Origin of the sequence: Laedolimicola intestinihominis (assembly GCF_040096155.1) — a bacterium.
GTDB classification, from domain to species: domain Bacteria; phylum Bacillota; class Clostridia; order Lachnospirales; family Lachnospiraceae; genus Laedolimicola; species Laedolimicola intestinihominis.
On record NZ_JBBMFE010000020.1, the window covers coordinates 1 to 22,466 of the forward strand.

A 22,466-nucleotide genomic window follows, 5' to 3' on the forward strand; every position below is an offset into this window, starting at 1 on the left:
TAATAACCCCCCCCCCCCCCCCCCCACGTCGTTTTCGTCCGTCTATCGTCCTTATTCTTACACTTTCCCCATTTTTGTAAAGTCCACACCCCCATCCCATCTGCTACAATCCCCTTTGTTGAATTACAAGACACTAAAAACAGAAAGCAAAAGGAACGAAAGACGCCATGATTGGAGTTATCAAAGGCACCGGCTCCTGTGTGCCGGGGAAGGTCGTGACCAACGATGATATCGCCGGGCTGGTGGAGACCAGCGACGGGTGGATTCGGGAACGGACCGGAATTGAGGAACGGCATATCGCAACAGAGGAGACCTGCGTGGACCTGGCAGCAGAGGCGGCCCGGCGGGCGCTTCAGAACGCCGGAATGGATGCGGAGGAGCTGGATATGATTCTGGTATCTACCATCTCGCCGACCCGCGTCATGCCCTGTACGGCCTGCGAGGTGCAGGCAGCCATCGGGGCAAAAAAAGCCCAGTGCTTTGACCTGAGCGCAGCCTGCAGCGGCTTTGTGGTGGCATGGAATACTGTAAATGCTTACATGGCGGCGGGCTTTGTAAAAAAGGCCCTGATCATCGGAAGCGAGTGCCTGTCCAAGCTGACAGACTGGCAGGATCGGAGCACCTGCATCCTCTTTGGAGACGGGGCGGGAGCCGTGGCGGTGAGCGCAGAGGCGGGAACCCCTTTTCTTCCGGCGACTTACGCTGACGGCGCGTCAGGCGAAGCATTGACACTGCAAAGCAGGTATGGCAGCAGCCCGTTTCGTTCGGCGGGCGAAAGAAACAGCGAACCGGCAGGCAGCTATTTTATGGAAATGGATGGGCAGGCCGTGTTCAAATTCGCGGTCCGGAGGGTTCCGCAGGTTATCGAGGAAGTGCTGGAAAAAAATAGTATTCACAAAGAAGCCATTTCCCGGTATATACTGCACCAGGCCAACCGCCGCATCGTGGAGGCCGTGGCAAGACGCCTGGAGGAACCGGGTGAAAAGTTCCCCATGAACCTGCAGCATTACGGCAACACCTCATCCGCTTCCATCCCCATCCTGCTGGATGAGCTGAACCGGAGCGGACAGCTGAAAAAGGGACAGAAAATCGTGCTGGCAGGGTTCGGCGGCGGACTGATCTGGGGAGCGGCGGTGACGGAGTGGAACCGGGATTAAAAAACAAATTTTTAAAACAAAAGGAGAAAATGAAAATGTTTGAGCAGATTAAGAAAATTGTAGCAGAGAACCTGAATGTAGAGGAAGAGTGCGTAACGCTGGAAGCGTCCTTCAAAGAGGATTTAAAGGCCGATTCCCTGGACCTGTTTGAGATGGTTATGGCGCTGGAGGAAGAGTTCGATATGGAAATCCCGTCTGAGGATCTGGAACAGCTGGAGACAGTACAGGACGTCATCACTTATATTGAGAACCATAAATAAAAGTTCGTTTCGTGAAGCAGCCCGGAAAAACGGATGTGGCATGCGGCGGAAAACAAAGGAAAGGCAGAACATATGCAGACAAGAATTACAGATTTACTGGGAATCCGGTATCCGATTATCCAGGGCGGCATGGCCTGGGTGGCCGAGTATCATCTGGCGGCAGCCGTATCGGAAGCCGGCGGCCTTGGCATTATCGGCGCGGCCAACGCTCCGGCGGAATGGGTGCGGGAGCAGATTCGGGAGACAAAGAAGTGTACGGATAAGCCCTTTGGCGTCAATGTGATGCTGATGAGTCCCTACGCGGACCAGGTGGCGCAGGTCATTGCCGAGGAGGGCGTGGCTGTAGTCACCACCGGTGCGGGCAACCCGGAAAAATACATGGATCTGTGGAAATCCAAAGGCATCAGGGTAATTCCGGTGGTTGCCTCCGTGGCCCTGGCAAAGCGCATGGAGCGCTGCGGCGCAGACGCGGTAGTGGCCGAGGGCTGCGAGTCCGGCGGGCATGTGGGCGAGAGTACCACCATGGCGCTGGTGCCCCAGGTGGTGGACGCGGTAGAGATTCCGGTTATCGCCGCAGGCGGCATCGCCGACGGCAGAGGCGTGGCGGCGGCCCTGATGCTGGGTGCGGAGGGCGTGCAGATGGGCACCCGATTTGTGGCCACCACCGAGTGCCAGGTGCATCCGAATTATAAGGAGAAGGTGCTGAAAGCCCGGGATATCGACACCCGCGTTACAGGCCGGACCACCGGTCATCCGGTCCGGGCGCTTCGCAATGAAATGACAAAGAAGTATCTGGAAATGGAAGCGGCGGGAGCCACAGCAGAGGAATTGGAATATCTGACCCTGGGCGGCCTTCGAAAGGCTGTCGTGGAGGGCGATGTGAAAAACGGCAGTGTTATGTCAGGCCAGATAGCAGGACTGGTGAAGGATGAGCTTCCCTGTAAGGAAGTCGTGGAAAACGTTATGGCAGAGACGGAAAAGGTCTTAAAGGGAGCGGCAAAGTATGAGTAAAACCGTGTGGATGTTCCCGGGACAGGGAGCCCAGAAGGTGGGCATGGCAAAGGATTTTTACGAAAATAGTACCCTGGCGCGGCAGCTTTTTGACGAGGCGGACGCGGCATTGGATTTCAACCTTAAGGATACCTGCTTTGAGGAAAATGAGCAGATCCACCTGACGGAATACACCCAGCCCTGTCTGGTGACGGCCTGTCTGGCCATGGCGGCAGAGCTTCGAAAGCGTGGCTTCAGACCGGATATGACGGCGGGCTTAAGCCTTGGCGAGTACGCGGCCATCGCGGCGGCAGGCGGCATGAGTCCACCGGACGCCATCCGTCTGGTGCGGAAGCGGGGATTGCTCATGCAGAATACGATCCCGGCAGGTGAGGGAGCCATGTGCGCGGTGCTGGGAATGGAGACGGCAGTGATCGAGACGGTGCTTTCCGGCGTCGATGGCGTGACCATCGCCAATTATAACTGTCCGGGTCAGCTTGTGATTACCGGAAGAACGGCGGCGGTAGAGACGGCAGCAGAAAAGCTGAAGGCTGCAGGGGCCAGACGTGTGGTTCCCTTGAAGGTCAGCGGACCGTTCCATTCCCCACTCCTGGAAAGCGCGGGAGAGAAGCTGTCAGAGGAGCTTGCTAAAGTAGAATTCCATGAGTTAGACGTACCTTACTACGCCAATGTGACGGCGGCAAAGGTTACGGATAAAGCGGAAATCGCTCCGCTTCTGGCGAAGGGCGTATCCTCTCCGGTGCGCTGGCAGCAGAGCGTGGAGGCTATGATCGCGGACGGCGCGGATACCTTTGTGGAAATCGGGCCGGGTCGGACGCTTGCCGGATTTCTGAAGAAAATCAACCCGGGCGTGAAGGTTTATCATGTGGCAGCATGGGAAGATATGGAGAGTCTGGTACAGTAAAAAGAGGAAAAAGCAGATTTTAAAGAAGGCAGTTTTCGAAAAAGGAAAGCTGGGACAGGAAAGAGATAAAAGAATGAGTTTAGACGGAAAAATCACCCTGGTAACAGGCGCGTCCCGGGGCATTGGCCGGGCCATCGCCATAGAGCTGGCGGCAAAGGGGGCCTTTGTCATCGTCAATTACAACGGCTCCGAAGCGGCGGCAGCCGAAACGGTGCAGGCCATCGAGGCGGCAGGCGGCAAAGCGGCAGCCTGGCAATGCAATGTGGCTGATTACGCAGCCTGTGAACAGATGGTAAACGGCGTACTGGAACAATACAAGCGGATCGACATTCTGGTCAACAACGCGGGCATTACCCGGGATAATCTGTTGATGAAAATGTCCGAGGCGGAATTCGACGCAGTCCTGGACACGAACCTGAAGGGAACCTTTCATACCATGCGTTTTGTGTCCCGGCAGATGCTGAAGCAGCGGGCGGGCCGCATCATCAATCTGGCCTCGGTAGTCGGCATCGTCGGAAATGCAGGTCAGACCAACTACGCGGCTTCCAAAGCAGGCGTCATCGGCATGACAAAGACGGCGGCGAAGGAGCTGGCAGCCCGCGGCATTACGGTCAACGCCATTGCGCCGGGCTTTATCGAGACAGACATGACGGGCAAGCTCAGTGAGAAAATCAGAGAGCAGATGAGTGCCCAGATTCCGCTGGGACATTTTGGAAAACCGGAGCATGTGGCGAAAGCGGCGGCCTTCCTGGCTTCCGACGACGCGGCATATATCACCGGACAGGTACTGAACGTAGACGGCGGCATGGTAATGTAACACAGGCGAATTAGAGGAGCTTAGAAATAAATGAAAAGACGAGTGGTTGTAACGGGACTGGGCGCAGTGACCCCCATCGGCAATACCGTACCGGAATTCTGGCAGGGAATCCGGGAGGGCCGGGTAGGAATCGGTGAGATTACCCGTTTTGATACAGAAAGCTTTAAGGTAAAGCTGGCGGCGGAGGTCAGGGATTTCGATGCGGCGGAGCGTATGGATCCCAAGGCAGCAAAGCGCATGGAACGTTTTTCCCAGTATGCGGTGGCAGCGGCCAAAGAGGCCTTTGCAGACGCGGATCTGCATCTGGAAGAGGAGGATCCCTTCCGGGCAGGCGTCATCGTAGGCTCAGGCATCGGCTCCCTGGAGACAGTGGAGAGCGAGTACGCAAAAATCCTGAAGGGGAATGTAAAGCGGGTAGCGCCCCTGATGGTGCCGAAAATGATTTCCAATATGGCAGCAGGCAATATCTCCATCCAGCTGGGACTGCGCGGAAAATGCACCAATGTGGTGACAGCCTGCGCGTCCGGAACCCACTGCATCGGCGACGCGTTCCGGGCTATCCAGTACGATGACGCGGATATCATGCTGGCAGGCGGTGCGGAGAGCTGTATCTGCCCCACCGGCGTGGCAGGCTTCCAGGCGCTGACGGCTCTGACAGAAGAGACAGACCCGGCCCGGGCGTCCATTCCCTTTGACAAAGACCGGAGCGGTTTTGTACTGGGCGAGGGCGCAGGCGTGGTGGTACTGGAGGAGCTTCAGCATGCACTTGCGCGGGGCGCGCGGATCTATGCGGAGCTGGTGGGCTATGGGGCCACCGGAGACGCCTTCCACATCACATCCCCCAGTGAGGACGGAAGCGGCGCGGCCAAAGCCATGGAGCTGGCCATAAAAGAGGGCGGCGTCCGGCCGTCAGAGGTGGATTATATCAACGCCCACGGAACGGCCACTCATCACAATGACCTTTACGAGACCCGGGCCATCAAGGCAGCCTTCGGTGAAGCGGCAAAGGACGTGGTTATCAATTCCACCAAGTCCATGATTGGCCACCTGTTGGGCGCGGCAGGCGGCGTGGAGTTTGTAGTCTGCGCGAAAGCGGTGGAGGAAAATTATATTCACCAGACGGTGGGAACCCGGGAAACGGATGAGGAGTGCGACCTGAATTACGCCATCGGCGCGCCGGTGGAAAAAGAGGTACGCTACGCGCTTACCAATTCCCTGGGCTTTGGCGGACACAACGCCAGCCTGCTTCTGAAGAAATATGAAGCGTAGGAGGATATGGAATATGGAATTTGAAAATATCTTAAAGCTAATTGACAGTGTTTCCGCCTCCAGTCTGGACAGCTTTGTCTACGAGCAGAACGGGACGAAGATAAAGCTGGAAAAGAAGAAGCAGAAGATCCGGGTCAACGGGTCCTCAGCCTTAAGCGCAGAGCAGCTTTTAACAGGCGCAAAGGTGGGTCTGACAACGGAAGGTTCAGCTGTCCGCGCAGCAGGAACAGCGGCAGAGCTAGATACCGTGAGCCAGGTACCCGACACACAGAAGCCCGGCAAAACGATTACCTCCCCTCTGGTGGGTGTATTCTATACCGCCCCGTCCGAGGACGCGGATCCCTTCGTAAAGGCGGGCGATTCGGTAAAAAAGGGTCAGGTTGTGGGCATCGTGGAAGCCATGAAGCTGATGAACGAGATTACCAGCGACTGTGACGGTGTCGTCCGGGAGGTCTGCGCAGAAAACGCAGAGGCCGTGGAGTACGGCCAGCCGCTGTTTGTGATTGAGGAGGCGTAGTATGAAGCATCTGGATATCAATCAGATAAAAGAAATCATTCCCCACCGCCACCCATTTCTGCTGGTGGATTACATCGAGGATTACGAGCCCGGAGAGTTTGCCGTTGGTTATAAATGCGTCAGCTACCGGGAGGATTTCTTTGCAGGACATTTCCCCCAGGAGCCGGTGATGCCGGGCGTGCTGACCGTGGAGGCCCTGGCCCAGGTGGGTGCGGTGGCGATTTTGTCCCTGCCGGAAAACCGGGGAAAGACCGCGTACTTTGGAGCCATTGATAAATGCAAATTCAAAGGGAAGGTAGTGCCCGGCGACAAGCTGCGGCTGGAGACAAGAATTATCAAACGGAAAGGGCCGGTGGGCGTGGGCGAGGCCATTGCCAGTGTGGACGGAAGGGTAGTCGTGCGCGCGGAGCTGACCTTTATGATTGGGTAAATAGGAGTTTTTTATGATTAGAAAAGTTCTGGTAGCCAACCGCGGCGAAATCGCGGTGCGCATCATCCGGGCCTGCAGGGAAATGGGAATCGAGACGGTGGCGGTCTATTCCGAGGCCGACCGGGAAGCCCTGCACGCCAAGCTGGCGGACGAAGCAGTCTGCATCGGTCCGGCGGCCTTAGGCGACAGCTATCTCTCCATGGAGAAAATAATCAGCGCCACGATTATTTCAGGCGCAGACGCCATTCATCCGGGCTTCGGGCTGCTGTCGGAGAACAGTAAGTTCGCGGAGCTTTGCGAGAAATGCGGCATCATTTTTATCGGTCCCGGTTCAGACGTCATTGCGAAGTTGGGCAATAAGCAGGAGGCCCGCAATACCATGGTGGCTGCAGGCGTGCCGGTAATTCCCGGTACCAAGGAGGCCGTTTACGATCCGAAAAAGGGCGCGGAGGAAGCGGGACGCATCGGTTATCCGGTCATGATCAAGGCGGCTCTGGGAGGCGGCGGAAAGGGTATGCGCGTGGCGGAGAACGCCGATGAATTTGAGCAGAATTTCCGCCTGGCGCAGGCTGAGGCAAAGCAGGCCTTCGGCGACGATTCCATGTACATTGAGCATTTTATCACCCATCCGAGACACATCGAATTTCAGATTCTGGCCGACAGCTTCGGCAATGTGATTCACCTGGGAGAACGGGACTGCTCCATCCAGCGAAACCACCAGAAGATGATTGAGGAAGCACCAAGCCCGGCTCTTTCAGAGGAACAACGCCGGGAAATGGGTGAGACGGCAGTGCGCGCGGCAAAGGCGGCAGGCTATGTGAACGCCGGAACCATTGAATTTCTGCTGGAAAAGAATGGAAACTACTATTTCATGGAAATGAATACCAGAATTCAGGTGGAGCATCCGGTAACGGAATGGATTACGGGCATTGACCTGATCAAGGAGCAGATCCGCATTGCATCCGGAAAGAAGCTTGGGATCACCCAGGAACAGGTTCAGATCCGTGGCCACGCCATCGAGGTCCGCATCAACGCGGAGAAGCCGGAGGAGAATTTCCGGCCCTGTCCGGGTACGGTGACAGGACTTCATCTGCCGGGCGGCAAGGGCATTCGTATTGACTCCGCTATTTACAGCGGGTATACGATACCGCCTTACTACGATTCCATGATTGCGAAAATCAGTGTCTGGGCCAGAACCAGAAGCGAAGCTATCCGGAAGATGGAGAGCGCTCTGGGTGAGGTGATTATCGAGGGCGTAGACACAAATGTGAATTACCAGTATGGAATTCTGGAGGATGAAGATTTTCGGAAGGGTAATGTGGATATTGAGTTTATCAATGACAGACAGCAGGTAATCTGAAATTGTCGGACCGGATATCAAATATTGCAGCCGGAATTGGATGAAGATAGAGGATAGACATATGAATCTGGATCATGTATTTAAGAAAACGAATAAAAGAATCCTCGGTGGCAGCACCCGCCGTCCCGAGGTCCCCGAAGGACTTCTGTCCAAATGTAATATGTGCGGCGGCGCTATCGTGACCGAGGATGTGAAGAAAAATTATTATATATGTCCCAGATGTAAGGGATATTTCCGCGTCCATGCCCGGGAGCGCGTCCGCCGGGTGGCCGACGAGGGAAGCTTTGAGGAGTGGGATCAGGATTTGACAGGCGGAAATCCGCTGGATTACCCGGGTTATGAGGAAAAACTGGCAGCCACCCGTCTGAAGACAGGTCTTCGGGAGGCTGTTGTTACCGGGAAATGCCGCGTCGGCGGACAGGAGACGGTGCTTGGCGTCATGGACGGACGCTTCCTTATGGCCAGCATGGGCGAGGCTGTGGGAGAGAAAATCACCCGGGCAGCGGAACGGGCCACAAGGGAACGCCTGCCGCTGATTCTCTTTACCTGTTCCGGCGGGGCCAGAATGCAGGAGGGCATCTTTTCCCTGATGCAGATGGCCAAGACCAGCGCAGCGCTCAAACGCCATTCCGACGCAGGCTTACTCTATATCACGGTGCTGACTGATCCGACCACCGGCGGCGTCACTGCCAGCTTCGCCATGGAGGGCGATATCATTCTGGCAGAGCCGGGCGCGCTGATCGGATTCGCAGGACCCAGGGTTATTGAGCAGACCACCGGGCAGAAGCTGCCGAAGGGCTTTCAACGGGCAGAGTTTCTGCTGGAGCATGGCTTTATCGATCGGATCGTAGAACGGGGCGAGCTGAAACAGACCCTGAGCGATATTCTGCGGGTGCATCGGGCGCCGGGTAAGGGCAGGGCGATAGCAGAAGCGCAGCAGCCACAGAAAGCAGTTGGCAGACAGCTGCAAAGGACCGGTTCAGATAAAACAGCCTGGGAGCGCGTCCAGCTCTCCCGCGATAAAAAGCGGCCCCGCGGTCACGCCTATATCGCAGCCCTGTTTGAGGATTTCTATGAGCTTCACGGCGACCGCCTTTTTGCGGACGACCGCGCGGTCCTTGGCGGTATCGCCACCTTCCTGGGCCGCCCGGTCACAGTCATTTCCCAGGAAAAGGATCAGAACTTCGGCATGTGTTCCCCGGACGGCTACCGCAAGGCTCTGCGGCTGATGCATCAGGCGGAGAAATTCGGACGTCCCGTGATCTGCTTCGTGGACACCCCGGGCGCGGCCTGCGGTGTGGAGGCGGAGGAACGTGGCCAGGGAGAGGCCATCGCCCGCAATATCTACGAAATGTCCGCTCTGAAGGTGCCGGTTCTTAGCGTCATCATCGGAGAGGGCGGCAGCGGCGGCGCGCTGGCCCTGGCAGTGGGAAATGAAGTGTGGATGCTGGAAAATTCTGTATATTCCATACTTTCGCCGGAGGGCTTTGCCAGCATTCTCTGGAAGGACAGCAAGAGGGCAAAGCACGCGGCAGAATGTATGCGCCTCACGGCGGCGGAGCTAAAGGCTTCAGGCATGGTGGAGCGTGTATTTCCGGAGCCGGAGCATTTTACAGAGGAAAATCTGTACCAGGTGACTGCGTTTCTTGAGAGAGCAGTCGAAGAGTTCCTGAATAAATATGGAGAAATGAGTGGCCGGGAGCTGGCAGAACAGCGCTATCACCGATTCCGTCAGATAGGAACCACTGAGAAAGAGTAAAAACGTGGATGAAACGTTGCAGAGAGAGGATATGAAGCAGAAAGAATTAAAAATCGGAGATTTGACGCTTCGAAGACCCATTTTTCAGGGCGGCATGGGCGTCGGGGTGAGTCTCGGCGGCCTGGCGGGCGCAGTGGCAGCGGCAGGCGGCGCGGGAGCCATCTCGGCAGCCCAGATCGGTTTTCGGGAACCGGATTTTGACACCCGCACGTTGGAAGCCAATCTGCGGGCCATGGATAAGGAATTGAATAAAGCCCGGAGAATTGCAAAGGGTGGCGTGGTAGGCTTTAATATTATGGTGGCCATGCAGCACTACGCAGATTATGTAAGGCAGGCTGTGAAGGGAGGAGCGGATTTTATCGTATCCGGCGCGGGGCTTCCCGTGGATTTACCCGGCTATGCAGCCGGAAGCGATGTGAAGCTGGCGCCTATTGTCTCCACGGAGAAGTCTGCTGCCGTGATTCTGAAGTACTGGGCAAAAAAATGGAACCGGGTGCCGGATTTTCTGGTCATCGAGGGGCCAAAGGCCGGAGGACACCTGGGTTTTACCGGGGAGCAGCTTTCTTTCTTTGACGCAGTGACTTACCGGGAAGAAGTAAAAAGAATCATCGCGAAGGTACAGGAATACGAGGAAAAATTTTCCGGAAAAATTCCGGTGGTGCTGGGCGGCGGCATCAGCAGTCGGGAGAAAGCGGACGAGGCGTTTGCTCTGGGCGTGGACGCTATTCAGGTGGCAAGCCGTTTTGTGACCACGGAGGAATGTGACGCGGATGAGCGTTATAAGCAGGCTTATATCAAAGCACGGAAAGAGGATGTGATGCTCGTAAAAAGTCCGGTAGGCATGCCGGGCCGGGCCATCCGCAATTCCCTTGCCGAGCGTGTTATGGGCGGGGAAAAATTTCCGCCAAAGCGCTGCCGTGGCTGCATCAAAGGCTGTAAGCCGGCGGAAATTCCCTACTGTATTACCGAAGCGCTGATTCAGGCCGTGAAGGGCGATGCAGAGAACGGGCTTTTGTTCTGCGGGGCAGACGCCTGGAAGGCAGAACGAATGGAGACGGTGCAGGAGGTCATAGATGACCTGGTGTAACTGATGGCTTTTCGAACAGTGAAAACTGTGCTATAATAACATCTGTATGTGCAGAAATACTCTGCTCGTACAGGTGTTATTTTTGTTATGAAATATCCGTAAGGAGAACTTATTTTGAATTTATTTTCCCAAAATCACAATAAAAGAACCCGTTTCACCCGCATGTGCATCGGCGAGGCGGTTTTCGCCCTGATGGACAAGAAGGAATATGAGAAAATCAAGGTGTCGGACATCGTAAAGCGGGCTGGCGTGTCCCGGGTGACCTTTTATCATTATTATGAGACGAAGGAGGACGCGCTGACGGATTTCTTTCACGAGATCGTGGCGGGCTATATCCGCGAATGCAGGGAGGAGCAGGTGGGACGCTTCCATGACCGTAGCAGCATTATCCACGCACTCAAATATTTCGACCGGTACTCGGTATTCATCCTGAAGCTGGTGGACGCGAAGCTTCTCTACATCATCCAGGACGCCATGAACGATTACATGATGAAGCGCATCATGCCCCATTATAAAATCCCGGTCTACGAACTCTATTTCTATGGCGGGGCATTGCTGAATGTGTTTATTCAGTGGGAAAAAAACGGAAAGCGGGAGCCTGCGGAAATGATCGCGGATCAGATTACGAGTTATTGTTCACTGCGTTCACAATAACAATTAAAACCGACCATAAAAGGAGAACGAAGTGCAGTTTTTATATGAGATACCGGCAGAATTCTGGAGTCTGTTCCGCTCGGGTAACCGGGACGTGTACATCGAGGCCCTGCTGGCCATCAATGACGAATATCAGTATAACAATTATTTCCTGAGCAGGGAGGCCTGTGTGCAGATTCTGACGGACATGTGCCGGGAATCCGCCTGGAGCTTTGAGCGGGAGGAGGACGAGACCGACGAGGAGGAGCACAGCGCCCTTCCGGGTCGTATCCTTGGCTGGCTTCTGCGCCATAAATGGCTGCGCCGGGTGGAGGATTACACCGCGATGACGGTCAATATCGTAATCCCCGATTACGCGGCGATTATGATCGACTCCTTCGACCGTCTGGTCAATGAGCAGATGGAGGAGACGCAGGTTTACATCCAGAACGTGTACGCCACGCTCTTTTCCTTTAAAAATGACCGGCGTAAAAATCTGTCCATGCTGAAAACGGCCCTGGTCAACACGAAGAAGCTGAACAAGGCCCTGCAGGATATGCTGCACAACATGGACAAGTTTTTCGAGCGTCTGCTGGAGCAGAAGAATTATAAAAATCTGTTGAAGGAGCATCTGGATGGCTTCGTAGAGACCGCTGTCCAGCAGAAATACCACATCTTAAAGACCAGCGACAATTTCTATATTTACAAGATGGATATCAAGCGATGCCTGCGAAGTATGCGGGAGGAGCCGGAGATCGCCCCGGAGCAGGAGACGGAAATGCTGGATCTGGTGGATCAGATCGAGCGCGGCTTTGACGACATCGAGCATCGCATCGCCAATATGGACCGGGAGCACAGCAAATACATCCGAGCCACAGTCAGCCGTCTGAATTATCTCTTAAGCGATGAGACTGAGCGTCACGGCCTGCTGGTGCAGCTTCTGAACCATCTGGGCGCCGACCGGGAGCCGGAGGAGCAGGCGGAGAAGCTGGCGCAGGTGGCAGAGCGTATGCAGCTCACCGGATTCTCCGTGCTGAACGAGCAGCCCCTGTACCGGCAGCGGCGGCGCAGACGCTTTGAGGATGAACTGACCGGGGAGGAGAAGCCAAAGGAAATGTCCCGGGAGGATATTCTGCGGATGAATCAGATTCGCCATCGCTTTACGAGGAAGGAGATCGAGGATTTCATCGGCTCCCATATGGAGGATGGTGTACTGGAGACCGACCGGATTACGCTTCAGAACGACGAGGATTTCGAGAAGCTGATTCTGGCCTACGACCTTTCTGTGCGGCGCAGCAGCCCTTATCGGGTAGTCGTGCAGGAGGAACAGCTGGAAAACGGCGAGTACCGGTACCCCAGGATGGCTTTTTTCCCGAGACAGGAAAAAACCGATATAGAAAAAGAGGATTAGGAAAACCATATGTTAGAACAATACCAGGAATGGAACACTATAGAACAGGAAACCGTGCAGGCAGTGATTCGGAAGCTCTTATCCCAGACCTTCCTGCTGGAACGGAAATATGATAAAAAAAGCGGCCGGATGGCCTCGGATCGGGAATATGAATTCTGCGCCGACCATCTGGAATTTCTGACCGAATACTTTGCCGTGGCCGGTATTACCATCCGACAGAATTACGAGCTGGGCATCATTTATATCCGGGGCGCGGAGGGCGCGGGCGAGCGTCTGACGAAGCTGACGACCCTGTATCTTTTGCTTCTGAAGCTGATTTACGATGAAAAGATGGCGGCGGTATCCAGCAGCACCCAGGCCTTCACGACCGTGGGCGAGCTGAACGGAAAGCTCGGCGAATTCCGTCTGGTGCGGGGTCTGCCTTCGATTACCGAGCAGAAGCGGGCCTTTGCGGCACTGAAAAAATACCAGATGGTGGAATTGCTGGACGGCCTGGAGGAGATGGGCGAGGCCTGCAGAATCCTGATTTACCCAAGCGTCAATCTGGCGCTTCTTCGGGAGGACGCGGGCGAGCTGGTAAAGACATTTGAGGAAACGGAAGAGGAGTCGGAAGATGGAGCAGCAGACACAGGCTTATAAAATATTTACCAAGATAGGGCTCAATAACTGGCATTATATTGACCGGAAGGTCTTAAGCCTCAACGAGAGCATCAACTTTTTCACCGGTCATTCCGGCAGCGGCAAGTCCACGGTGATTGACGCCATGCAGATCGTTCTGTATGCCAACACTGATGGCCGCGGCTTCTTCAACAAGGCGGCGGCGGACGATTCCGACCGAAGCCTGATCGAGTACCTTCGGGGTATGATCAACATCGGGGAGAATAACCAGATTTCCTATCGGAGAAATAAGAACTTTTCATCCACCATCGTACTGGAAATGGAGCAGAGCGCCACAAAGGAGAAGGAGTGTATCGGCGTGGTATTCGACGTGGACACTTCTACAAACGAAATCGGTCGTCTGTTTTTCTGGCATAAGGGCGGCATGATTTCGGGAGACTACCGGACCCGGGAGCGGACCATGACCACCGGTGAGGTGCGGGAATATCTGCAAAAGCATTTCACCCGAGAGGAATATTTTTACACCTCCAACAACGAGCGTTTCCGCCGGAATCTCTACGACGTCTATCTGGGCGGCCTGGATATGGAGAAATTTCCGCGGCTGTTTAAGCGGGCCATTCCCTTCCGTATGAACATAAGGCTGGAAGATTTTGTAAAAGAATATATCTGCATGGAGCAGGACATCCACATTGAAGATATGCAGGAGAGCGTGCAGCTCTATGGCCGCATGTGCCGGAAAATCGAGGCTGCCATGCGGGAGATTGAGGAGCTGAACCGGATCGGGGAGCAGTATCAGGCCTTTTCCGGCGCTCAGGAGGAGCTGGCAGGGCTTCATTACCGGCAGGAGAAGCTTAAGGTGCTGCAGCTTCGGGAAGAAATTCGCAAAACCCAGGAGCAGCTGGGACTCTGGCAGTCAGATCTGGCGCTTCTGAAGGAAAAAGAACAGGAAAATGAGGCGCTGGCAGCCGATCTGGAGCAGCAGTACCACGAGATCAACATACAGCTGACCGATACAGGCTACGCGCTGCTGGAAGAGAAGCTGCGCAATCTGGAGGAAGCCTATGCACGTCTGGGCCGCAGCGAGGAGAAATGGACGGCTCTGGCCGTGAAGCTGGAGGCCTGGGAGGATGTGGAAAGCGTCTCCAATCAGGCCCTGAACGACATTGAGAAGTTCCGGACCGGCAGAATTACGGCGGAGGAGATCACGCGGCTGAAAAAATCCCTGGCCGAGGTACATGAGGAGGCGGACGGAGAGCAGCGTGAGGCGGCGTCTGAGATGCGGACGCTTCGGAAGGAAGCGAAGCTTATTGAGAGCGAGCTTGCGGAGCTGCGTTCCGGCAAGACATCCTACCCGAAGGAGCTGACCTTTGCCCGGGCGGAAATAGAGCGTCGGCTGTACGAGAGCCTTGGCAGGCGGGTGCAGGTGCGGATTCTGGCGGATCTTTTGGAGATTCGTGATGAGAAATGGCGCAACGCCGTCGAGGGCTTCCTGGCCTGGAACAAGCTGGCCCTGATCGTGGAGCCGAAGTACGTGAAGGAAGCCATGGCCATCTATGAAACCCTGGATCCGAAGAAATACTGGCGGGTATCCGTGGTGGATACGGAGCGTTTGATGAAGGAGGAGCAGCATGTGAAGCCTGAGGCGCTGGCTTCGGAGGTGAAGGCGGGCGAGGCTTATGTGAAGGCCTACGTGGATTTCCTTCTGGGAAATGTGCAGAAATGCGAGAATACCGAGGAGCTTCGCGGATGCCGCATCGGCGTGACCGCGGACTGCCGCCTGTATCAGAACTATCAGCTGCGCCGCCTGAATCCCGATAATTACACGAAATTCGCCTACATCGGCGAAAAGAGTAAGCAGCAGCGGCAGAAGGAGCTTTCCGCTCAGCTTGAGAAGCTCACTGACAAAATCGGGCAGTTTAAGAAGACAGAAGATCTGGCATCTGAAATTCTGGCCCATGAATATCTGGCCGACGCCACGGAGGAATACCGGAGCCTGCTGGATGATGTGAAGGAAAAACAGCAGAAGGAGAAGGAGCTTCAGGAGCTGAAGAATCGGATGGAGGAGCTGAATTCCGGTATCGTGGAAGAGCTGAAGACGAAGCGGACGGAGATCCTGGAGAAGCAGGCTGCCGCGAAGGTCGAACTGGAACGGGTGAAGCATCAGATCTGGGACAAGGAGCGTTCCGTGGAGAGCGGCAGTGCGGGTCTGACCGGCCGAAACGTGGAGCTGGTGGAGGCGGAACGCGCGCTCCGTGGTTCCGAAAAAGATGAGGAAGCCTTCGAGAGCTATATACAGGAGTATAAAAATCCCCGTTATGCGCGGCTTCTGGAGGAGACGGCTGCGGCCATGGAGCGAAGCATCGCGGACTGCGAGAAGCAGAAGAGCGTCCTGGTGGAGGTTCGGACCGACTACCTGAAAAATCATCCCCAGCGGGATTTCTCCGCGTCTGCCGGGGACAATGGGGATTACGAGAAGCTTTTGGCGAAGCTTCAGTGCGGCGAGCTGGAGGCTTATAAGAAAAAAGCCAACGCCCAGGCCAAGTCTGCGGTGGAGCATTTTAAAGAGGACTTTATCTACAAGATTCGAAGCGCCATCCGGGAGGCCTATGTGCGCAGGGATGAGCTGAACCGGATTATCCGGAACCTGGATTTCGGCAAGGACCGTTACCAGTTCCGTATCGGTCGGAGCAAGGGCCGGGACGGCGAGTTTTACGATATGTTCATGGATGAGGATCTGGACATCGATCCGTCCACCCTGTCCGTGTCCGTGGATCACCAGATGAACCTGTTTTCCATGAGCCATGAAAATAAATACGGCCACATGATCAGCGAGCTTCTGGATCTCTTTATCCCGCCGGAGAACGCCACAGCGGCGGAGCTGGAGGAGGCCCGGAAAAACATGGAGAAATATGCGGATTACCGGACCTACCTGTCTTTTGAGATGGAACAGATCGTGGAGGGCGACGAGCAGCGCCTGGTCATCGGCCTCAGCAAAATGATTAAGAAGAATTCCGGCGGCGAGGGCCAGAACCCGCTCTACATCGCGCTTCTGGCCAGCTTTGCCCAGGCCTACCGCATCAATCTGTCCGCACGGGCGTCCAGACGGCCTACCATCCGTCTGGTGGTGCTGGACGAGGCCTTTTCCAAGATGGATGCGGAGAAGGTGGCCAGTTGCATCGACTTGATAAGAAGCCTTGGCTTCCAGGCCATCATCAGCGCCACCAACGACAAGATTCAAAACTACATCGAAAATGTGGACAAGACCTTCGTGTATGCGAACCCGAATAAGAAGAATATTTCCATTCAGGAGTTTGAAAAGAAGGACTTTGGCGAGCTGGTGACGGAGGAATAAGAGACAGGCTGCAACAGGGGAATCGAGCCCCTGCTGTACGATGGAAAATATGGGAATACAAATGCCGGGGTATCCGGAAGGAAAGGGGAAGGTATGAGGAGAGAGAAGAGAGAACGGGAAGAGCGGCCTAGGAGACGGGTAGGCTTTAAGACAATTCTGCATTTTATCGAGATTGTGGTGATAGCGGCAGCCGTCGTGTTCGTGGCGAACCGCTTTGCGCCGAAGAGCGAGACGCAGATCACCAGCAGCTTCATCAGCGACAAGCTGGAGATGGTCAGCGAGCTGACCACGGCCAAGCTGACCTATAACGGTCTGGTCTACTACTCTGACGGCAGCATCCCGCTACTGACCCAGAAGTCCTTCACCATGACCTACCGGGCCGAGGTACGGGCCGGCGTGGACTTGTCTCAGGCGGACATCAAGATCACCGACAAGGAGGTGCAGCTGACCCTTCCGGCAGTCCGGATCCTGGACACCGTGGTGGATTCCGATTCCATCCAGTTCTACGATGAGAAAGCCGCCCTCCTGAACTGGGGCAAGAAAACAGACGTCCTGGACGGCATGACCGCCGCCCAGAAAGACGTAGAAGAAAAAGCCGACTTCGACAGCCTGAAAGCCGAAGCCAGGACACAGACCAAGCAGCTCCTCACAGGGCTCTTTGCAGGCGCCATCGGGGAGCGGGAGCTGGTGGTGAAGTTCGCGGAGTAGATGCCGGAAAATGCATGGAAAAGGGCTGGAATCTTTGAGAAAAATCAGAGATTTCAGCCCTTTTATTGTAAAAGAAAAGCCCGAAAGCATCAAACTTTCAGGCTTCTTTCAGCAGGGGATGAGAGAATCGAACTCCCACTAAGGGTTTTGGAGACCCCTGTCATGCCATTTGACCAATCCCCTGTATCAAACGTGCTTAATATTTATACCATGAAATGATGGCTATTGTCAAGAAGAAAATAGAAAAAAGTAGAAAAATCGATCTTAAACTATTCTTAAAACTTTAGTACTTGACATTACATAGTAGTAGGTGTAACCTAATATCAGACACAGGAACGTGCGGGAGGGATGAAATGAACCCACAATTTAAAAAGGGCGTGCTGGAGCTGATTGTGCTGGAGGCGGTGCGCCGGAAGGATCGGTACGGGTATGAACTGGTGGAGGAGGTTTCCCGGGTCATTGACGTGAATGAGGGAACCATTTACCCGCTGCTGAAGCGCCTGACCAATGAACATTATTTTGAGACATACCTTCGGGAGTCCACAGAAGGGCCCCCACGAAAATATTATCATCTGACGGCAGCAGGGATTCTCTATCGGGATTCCCTGGCGAAGGAATGGATAGAATTTCAGCAGCAGGTCGGGAAGTACCTGAAGGAGGGAGAACAACATGAGTAAAGAAGCATTTCTGACAGAGCTTGCGGGACATCTGAAGGTGCTGGAGGAACGGGAGCAGCAGGATATTCTGGATGAATATGCCCAGCATATTGATATGAAGATACAGAACGGCATGTCCGAGGAGGAGGCCATCGGCGATTTCGGGCCGGTGAAGGAACTGGCGGCGGAGATTCTGGAGGCCTACCATGTGAACCCGGAGTACGGCGACAGCAGCCGCCGTGTAAAGATGGATTTCGAGAGCGCGGCCCAGTCTGCGGAGCAGGGCATCCGTCAGGCGGGCGGATTTCTGAAAAAGGCGGGAAAGAAGCTGGTACAGTGGATACAGGAGGTCTGCGCCTGGATTGGGAAACCGTTCCATAAGAAGCCTGTGGGAAAGCCAGTGGAGCAGCCGGAGGAAACCGAAAGCCCGGCCGTACAGGGGACAGCCGCAGACGGTGTAGCTTCAGAGAAAAGCGCAGCCGGATATAGCCCGGCAGCTTCCCGAAAAGCATACACTAGCTCCGAACAGGGCATGCCAGGAAAACTTATCGGCTTCTGCCGTGACATCCTGAGGGGCTACGGCCGCCTGATTGGCAGCGCCGTCCGCATCTTAAGAAAACTGCTTGTATGGCTCCTGCACATTTGCTGGGACCTGCTCCGCTGGGGCGTACGCCTCTGCTGGAACGTCTTTTGGTTCTGCGCCGCGGTCTGCCTGGCACTGGGAACCATCGCCGCCATTTTCTGCTTTGGCGCGCTCCTGATTCTCTGCTTCCAGGGCTACCCGCTTATCGGCGTGACCTTGATGAGCCTTGGCGGTCTGCTCTGCGGCGGCGCGCTGACCTGTGCGGCCTGGGGCCTGATTCGTCGGAAAAAGACCGAAGAGAAAACCGCCGTCCTGGAAAATGAGGTCGATACAGATGACGAGCCGGAAGAAGACGATTTCACAGACGAGGCCGTAGAGGCAGAGGAGGATGAACATGACCAGATTGCATAAAATAACTATCGGCATCTTTTGCGGCGGTATCCTGCTGTCCGGCATCGGCGCAGGCGTAGCCTTCGGCGAATTTTCAGGCCTGGCCTACGGCGGCGCGGAAGTGGTCGGCAAGACAGATATCGTTACCAGAGACATCAGCAAAGAGATCGACCCGGAGCAGGGCGTCTGGAATATTGACGGCTACTGGGATACGGCTCCCGATGTGGAGGCCGACGAGAGCATTCCGGAAAATACCGTGCTGTTCCGCATTACCTACAATAAAGACATGGTGGAGCCGCGGATCGAAGAGAACGTCCAGGAGGATGACTATTACGATGACGACGCCGATACCTGGCGGCAGACCCGTAACCCGGCCCTGGAGCTTCGCTGCTACTGGCAGGATACGGACGAGAGTAATTTTCAGAATTTGATGGAGGCCAAGGACAAAGTCCTGGTGGGCCTGAAGCGTGGCGAGTTGATTTCCGTGGTGGGCGCGCCCCATATCAAGCAGGTACAGATCTTTTATAACCCGGTCAATGAAAAAGATTTAAGATTGTAAGAAAGCTGTAAGAAAATCCCCCGGTGTCCTGTAAGAAAGAAAGGGTATCCTGAAACCACCGGAAAAGGAGAGAGCAAATATGAACGAATGCGTACTGGTAGTAGACGACGACCGGGAGATTGTGAGAGCCATTGCAGTGCTTCTGGAAAAAGAGGGCTATCAGGTGCTGAAGGCCTACGACGGCCTGCAGGCCCTGGAGCTGGCAGTGGAAAAGCCGGTGCAGCTCATTATCATGGATGTGATGATGCCGCGCCTGGACGGACTGTCCGCCGTCATGAAAATCCGGGAGCGGAAAAATATCCCAATCATCGTCCTCAGCGCCAAAAGCGAGGAGACCGACAAAATCTTAGGCCTGTCCATGGGCGCCGATGATTACGTGGCGAAGCCCTTTCATCCCCAGGAGCTGGCAGCCCGGGTAAAAAGCCAGCTTCGGCGCTATACCATGCTGGGCGACATCCACGCGGGCGTGTCCGGGGACGAGATCCGAAATGGCCGACTCACCTATCGCCAATCCGAACGAACCCTGTACGCAGACGGAGAGCCGGTGCGGCTGACCGCCACCGAGACGAAGATCGTGGAGCTTCTGATGAAAAATCGGGGTCGCGTCTTCCCGGCGGAGGAGATTTACCGCCGGGTCTGGGAGGAAGAAGCCTATGCGCCGGAAAATACAGTCATGGTACATATCCGCCGCATTCGTGAAAAGATCGAGCTCAATCCGAAAGAACCGGAATATTTAAAGGTGGTGTGGGGCATTGGATACAAAATGGAAAAAATCTAAAATCTGGATAGGCATGCTTGCCTTCTTTCTGGGAATGACGTTGCTGATTTACAACTTCATTTCCATGCTGACGCTGATTTCGAACACGGATCTGCGGCAGTCCGACTATCAGAAAACACAGGAATTTGCCACAACCATGTCGAATCGGCTGGAGGATCTGATCGGCATCGGACTCAGGGGAAAGGACTGGATGGGCTATCAGTACAGCTACAGCGATTCCGGCTATCGGTATGATTTTTATGCGGCAGATACGGTCACAGAGGATAGCGGTACGGTCATATCCGAATGGTGGACGCCTGATTACTCAGGCTCCGTGAGCTATGAAGAGGCAGCCACAGAAGCAGGCGGATACAGCACGGCGGATTTTAACGCCTATCTGGAGGAAATGAAAGCCGACCAGAACCTGCGTTACGCGGTGTTCAAAGACGGAAAACTGATCTATACGAACATCGACGGACTGGACGCGGAAAATGCCAGCATCGGCATGGATTTCGCAGCCTGGATTCCGGCGGAGGAGTATAATTTTCAGCTGACTTACAATAAGGACGGCGACGGTAAGGTAGCCATGGAAAAGGACGGCCAGACCGTGGACGTCTACGGCGACGGCATTTACCGGGAGAACAGCCGCTGGGCCGTGCCGGGCTACCAGAACTTCACAGTCGGGGATGAGGCGAAAGCAATCGTGGTCTATCTGGCAGCGGCGAAGGCTCCTAAGCTCTACGTAGTCAGCGGCACAAACGGAACCAACCGATACGGCGGCGTCCTCTACCGTCTGAAGGAGAGTCTGGCGGCAGAAAGGCAGCAGCTGGCACGCAGCAAAGCCGGTCTGGCGGCGGCTCTCCTTTTGTTACTTCTGGCGTGGATGTTTCGGAAGCCGCGAAGGGCAGGACGGGAAATCATCGCCAGATGGACTGGAAAAATCTGGCTTGAAATTAAGCTGCTGATCTTCCTGGTTCTTCCGATTTGTCTGCTTTTGATCCTCATAAATGAGTTTTTAACCTGGAGCAGTTTCAGCCCGGGATGGGTCGTCTATTATGGAATCGAGGACTATGCGCCGGAGGCGCTGGATTACCTGGCGTCCAACCGGAACGGAATTTTCACCTGCTTGTTCCTGATTTTCTGGCCGCTGTATCTGGGAATCACCGATTTGCGCCGGAATCAGGGACAGCAGAAGATCGTCATGGGCCGTCTGCGGCGCAGCATCAGTACCCGGGAGCTTGAACAGCCCGTGCAGAAGAAGCTGGTGAAATGGCAGCGGCGCTCCCTGATTCCCTTCGTGGGCTTCTTCTATGTGGGGAAGGTACATCGGCTGGCCGAGGATCTGGGCGCGCTGACGGAGCAGATCGGAGCCGTCCGGGGCGGCGATATGGGAAATGCGCTGTCGCTGCCGGAGGACAGTGATCTGAAAGCGGCGGCGGAGGACCTGAACAGCATCCAGGAGGGCATGGAGGCGGCTATCCGGGAGCGCACGAAGAGCGAGCGCATGAAGGTGGAGCTGGTGGCCAATGTGTCCCACGACATCAAGACGCCGCTGACTTCCATCGTCAGCTATGTGGACATCCTGAAGCAGGAGGAAAATCTGCCTGAGGATGTGAAAGATTACATCCGTGTCCTGGGTGAGAAATCCGAGCGCCTGAGCGCCATGGTACAGGACGTGTTTGAGGTGAGCAAGGCGGCATCCGGCGAGCTGCAGGTGAAGCCGGAGAAGCTGGATTTCGCCAAACTTCTGCGCCAGACCCTGGCGGATATGGCGGAACCCATCGAGCAGAGTGGTCTCTCCATGCGGGTGTCTATCTCGGAGGAACCGGTGATGATCACGGCGGACGGCCAGCGCATGTACCGTGTATTCCAGAATCTGTTGCAGAACGCATTGAAGTATTCCCTGCCCGGTTCCCGCGTGTACCTGACGCTTGTGGAAAAAGATGGAAATGCAACGGCGGTTATGAAAAATACATCTGCTACCGAGCTTGGCGACGGCATCGATTTCACCGAGCGCTTCGTCCGGGGCGATAAGAGCCGGACGGACGGCGGCAGCGGACTGGGGCTGTCTATCGCCAAAAGCTTCACCGAGGCCTGCGGCGGCAGCTTCCGGGTGGAGACGGACGCGGATCTGTTTACGGCGGTGGTGAGCTTTGCGGTGACGGAGAACAAGAAAGAAGCGTAAGAATAAGTAAGAAAGAGTGCGGTTTTCGATAGAACAGGGAGCA

The 22,466-nt window shown here is 55.3% G+C and carries 21 protein-coding genes and 1 tRNA gene; 21 read left to right on the plus strand and 1 reads right to left on the minus strand.

Annotated elements, in window-relative coordinates; translation table 11 throughout:
• Nucleotides 1-167 precede the first annotated feature (167 nt).
• From WMO29_RS15530 to WMO29_RS15605, 16 genes are all read left to right on the plus strand, one after another.
• Nucleotides 168-1,157, plus strand: a complete 990-nt coding sequence (locus WMO29_RS15530) for a beta-ketoacyl-ACP synthase III (RefSeq protein WP_349165412.1) — start codon at nucleotides 168-170, stop codon at nucleotides 1,155-1,157.
• A gap of 35 nt (nucleotides 1,158-1,192) precedes the next feature.
• The gene (gene acpP, locus WMO29_RS15535) at nucleotides 1,193-1,417 is read left to right on the plus strand and encodes an acyl carrier protein (RefSeq protein ID WP_349165413.1); all 225 of its coding nucleotides are present in this window, start codon (nucleotides 1,193-1,195) and stop codon (nucleotides 1,415-1,417) included.
• 72 nt (nucleotides 1,418-1,489) lie between these two features.
• The gene (fabK, locus tag WMO29_RS15540; protein ID WP_178039204.1) at nucleotides 1,490-2,428 is read left to right on the plus strand and encodes an enoyl-[acyl-carrier-protein] reductase FabK; all 939 of its coding nucleotides are present in this window, start codon (nucleotides 1,490-1,492) and stop codon (nucleotides 2,426-2,428) included.
• Nucleotides 2,421-3,332 (plus strand): ACP S-malonyltransferase, encoded by a 912-nt coding sequence (fabD, locus tag WMO29_RS15545; protein ID WP_349165414.1) that lies wholly within the window; start codon nucleotides 2,421-2,423, stop codon nucleotides 3,330-3,332. The genes fabK and fabD overlap by 8 nt, the downstream gene beginning before the upstream one ends.
• Nucleotides 3,333-3,405: 73 nt before the next feature.
• Entirely contained in the window at nucleotides 3,406-4,149 is a 744-nt protein-coding gene (gene fabG, locus WMO29_RS15550; protein ID WP_349165415.1) for a 3-oxoacyl-[acyl-carrier-protein] reductase, read from the plus strand.
• Between the two features lie 30 nt (nucleotides 4,150-4,179).
• Nucleotides 4,180-5,418: a beta-ketoacyl-ACP synthase II gene (gene fabF, locus WMO29_RS15555; protein ID WP_349165416.1), complete on the plus strand. Its 1,239-nt coding sequence runs from the start codon at nucleotides 4,180-4,182 to the stop codon at nucleotides 5,416-5,418.
• Nucleotides 5,419-5,431: 13 nt separating this feature from the next.
• A complete protein-coding gene (gene accB / locus WMO29_RS15560; protein WP_349165417.1) occupies nucleotides 5,432-5,935 on the plus strand; it encodes an acetyl-CoA carboxylase biotin carboxyl carrier protein in 504 nt (167 codons plus the stop codon).
• A 1-nt stretch (nucleotide 5,936) separates the two neighbouring features.
• Nucleotides 5,937-6,365 carry a 3-hydroxyacyl-ACP dehydratase FabZ gene (gene fabZ / locus WMO29_RS15565; protein ID WP_349165418.1) on the plus strand — a complete coding sequence of 143 codons (429 nt, stop codon included), beginning with the start codon at nucleotides 5,937-5,939 and terminating at the stop codon, nucleotides 6,363-6,365.
• Nucleotides 6,366-6,378: 13 nt separating this feature from the next.
• Complete coding sequence (locus tag WMO29_RS15570; RefSeq protein WP_178039210.1) at nucleotides 6,379-7,725, plus strand: acetyl-CoA carboxylase biotin carboxylase subunit; 1,347 nt, start codon at nucleotides 6,379-6,381, stop codon at nucleotides 7,723-7,725.
• A 61-nt stretch (nucleotides 7,726-7,786) separates the two neighbouring features.
• Nucleotides 7,787-9,484 carry an acetyl-CoA carboxylase, carboxyltransferase subunit beta gene (gene accD / locus WMO29_RS15575; RefSeq protein WP_349165419.1) on the plus strand — a complete coding sequence of 566 codons (1,698 nt, stop codon included), beginning with the start codon at nucleotides 7,787-7,789 and terminating at the stop codon, nucleotides 9,482-9,484.
• Nucleotides 9,485-9,515: 31 nt separating this feature from the next.
• On the plus strand, nucleotides 9,516-10,571 hold the full coding sequence (locus WMO29_RS15580) for an NAD(P)H-dependent flavin oxidoreductase (RefSeq protein WP_349165420.1): 1,056 nt from the start codon (nucleotides 9,516-9,518) through the stop codon (nucleotides 10,569-10,571).
• A 114-nt stretch (nucleotides 10,572-10,685) separates the two neighbouring features.
• Nucleotides 10,686-11,225 (plus strand): TetR family transcriptional regulator, encoded by a 540-nt coding sequence (locus WMO29_RS15585; protein ID WP_178039212.1) that lies wholly within the window; start codon nucleotides 10,686-10,688, stop codon nucleotides 11,223-11,225.
• A 31-nt stretch (nucleotides 11,226-11,256) separates the two neighbouring features.
• A complete protein-coding gene (locus WMO29_RS15590) occupies nucleotides 11,257-12,615 on the plus strand; it encodes a Wadjet anti-phage system protein JetA family protein (RefSeq protein ID WP_349165421.1) in 1,359 nt (452 codons plus the stop codon).
• A 9-nt stretch (nucleotides 12,616-12,624) separates the two neighbouring features.
• Entirely contained in the window at nucleotides 12,625-13,254 is a 630-nt protein-coding gene (locus WMO29_RS15595; RefSeq protein WP_349165423.1) for a DUF4194 domain-containing protein, read from the plus strand.
• A complete protein-coding gene (locus tag WMO29_RS15600; protein WP_349165424.1) occupies nucleotides 13,229-16,585 on the plus strand; it encodes an ATP-binding protein in 3,357 nt (1,118 codons plus the stop codon). The genes WMO29_RS15595 and WMO29_RS15600 overlap by 26 nt, the downstream gene beginning before the upstream one ends.
• 93 nt (nucleotides 16,586-16,678) lie before the next feature.
• Nucleotides 16,679-17,293, plus strand: a complete 615-nt coding sequence (locus WMO29_RS15605) for a DUF4230 domain-containing protein (protein ID WP_349165425.1) — start codon at nucleotides 16,679-16,681, stop codon at nucleotides 17,291-17,293.
• Between the two features lie 112 nt (nucleotides 17,294-17,405).
• Here the strand turns inward: WMO29_RS15605 and WMO29_RS15610 are convergent.
• A tRNA-Trp gene (locus tag WMO29_RS15610) sits at nucleotides 17,406-17,476 on the minus strand.
• A gap of 170 nt (nucleotides 17,477-17,646) precedes the next feature.
• On the opposite strand from WMO29_RS15610, the gene WMO29_RS15615 reads away from it, so the two are divergent.
• The 5 genes from WMO29_RS15615 to WMO29_RS15635 all read left to right on the plus strand — a co-directional run bounded on the left by WMO29_RS15615 (nucleotide 17,647) and on the right by WMO29_RS15635 (nucleotide 22,423).
• On the plus strand, nucleotides 17,647-17,970 hold the full coding sequence (locus WMO29_RS15615) for a helix-turn-helix transcriptional regulator (protein ID WP_178039217.1): 324 nt from the start codon (nucleotides 17,647-17,649) through the stop codon (nucleotides 17,968-17,970).
• On the plus strand, nucleotides 17,963-18,943 hold the full coding sequence (locus WMO29_RS15620) for a DUF1700 domain-containing protein (RefSeq protein ID WP_349165426.1): 981 nt from the start codon (nucleotides 17,963-17,965) through the stop codon (nucleotides 18,941-18,943). Before WMO29_RS15615 ends, WMO29_RS15620 begins: the two co-directional genes overlap by 8 nt.
• A complete protein-coding gene (locus tag WMO29_RS15625; protein WP_349165427.1) occupies nucleotides 18,927-19,481 on the plus strand; it encodes a hypothetical protein in 555 nt (184 codons plus the stop codon). The genes WMO29_RS15620 and WMO29_RS15625 overlap by 17 nt, the downstream gene beginning before the upstream one ends.
• A gap of 79 nt (nucleotides 19,482-19,560) precedes the next feature.
• Nucleotides 19,561-20,259, plus strand: coding sequence for a response regulator transcription factor (locus WMO29_RS15630; protein WP_349165428.1), 699 nt, complete (start codon nucleotides 19,561-19,563; stop codon nucleotides 20,257-20,259).
• The gene (locus WMO29_RS15635; protein ID WP_349165429.1) at nucleotides 20,234-22,423 is read left to right on the plus strand and encodes a sensor histidine kinase; all 2,190 of its coding nucleotides are present in this window, start codon (nucleotides 20,234-20,236) and stop codon (nucleotides 22,421-22,423) included. The genes WMO29_RS15630 and WMO29_RS15635 overlap by 26 nt, the downstream gene beginning before the upstream one ends.
• Nucleotides 22,424-22,466 lie beyond the last annotated feature (43 nt).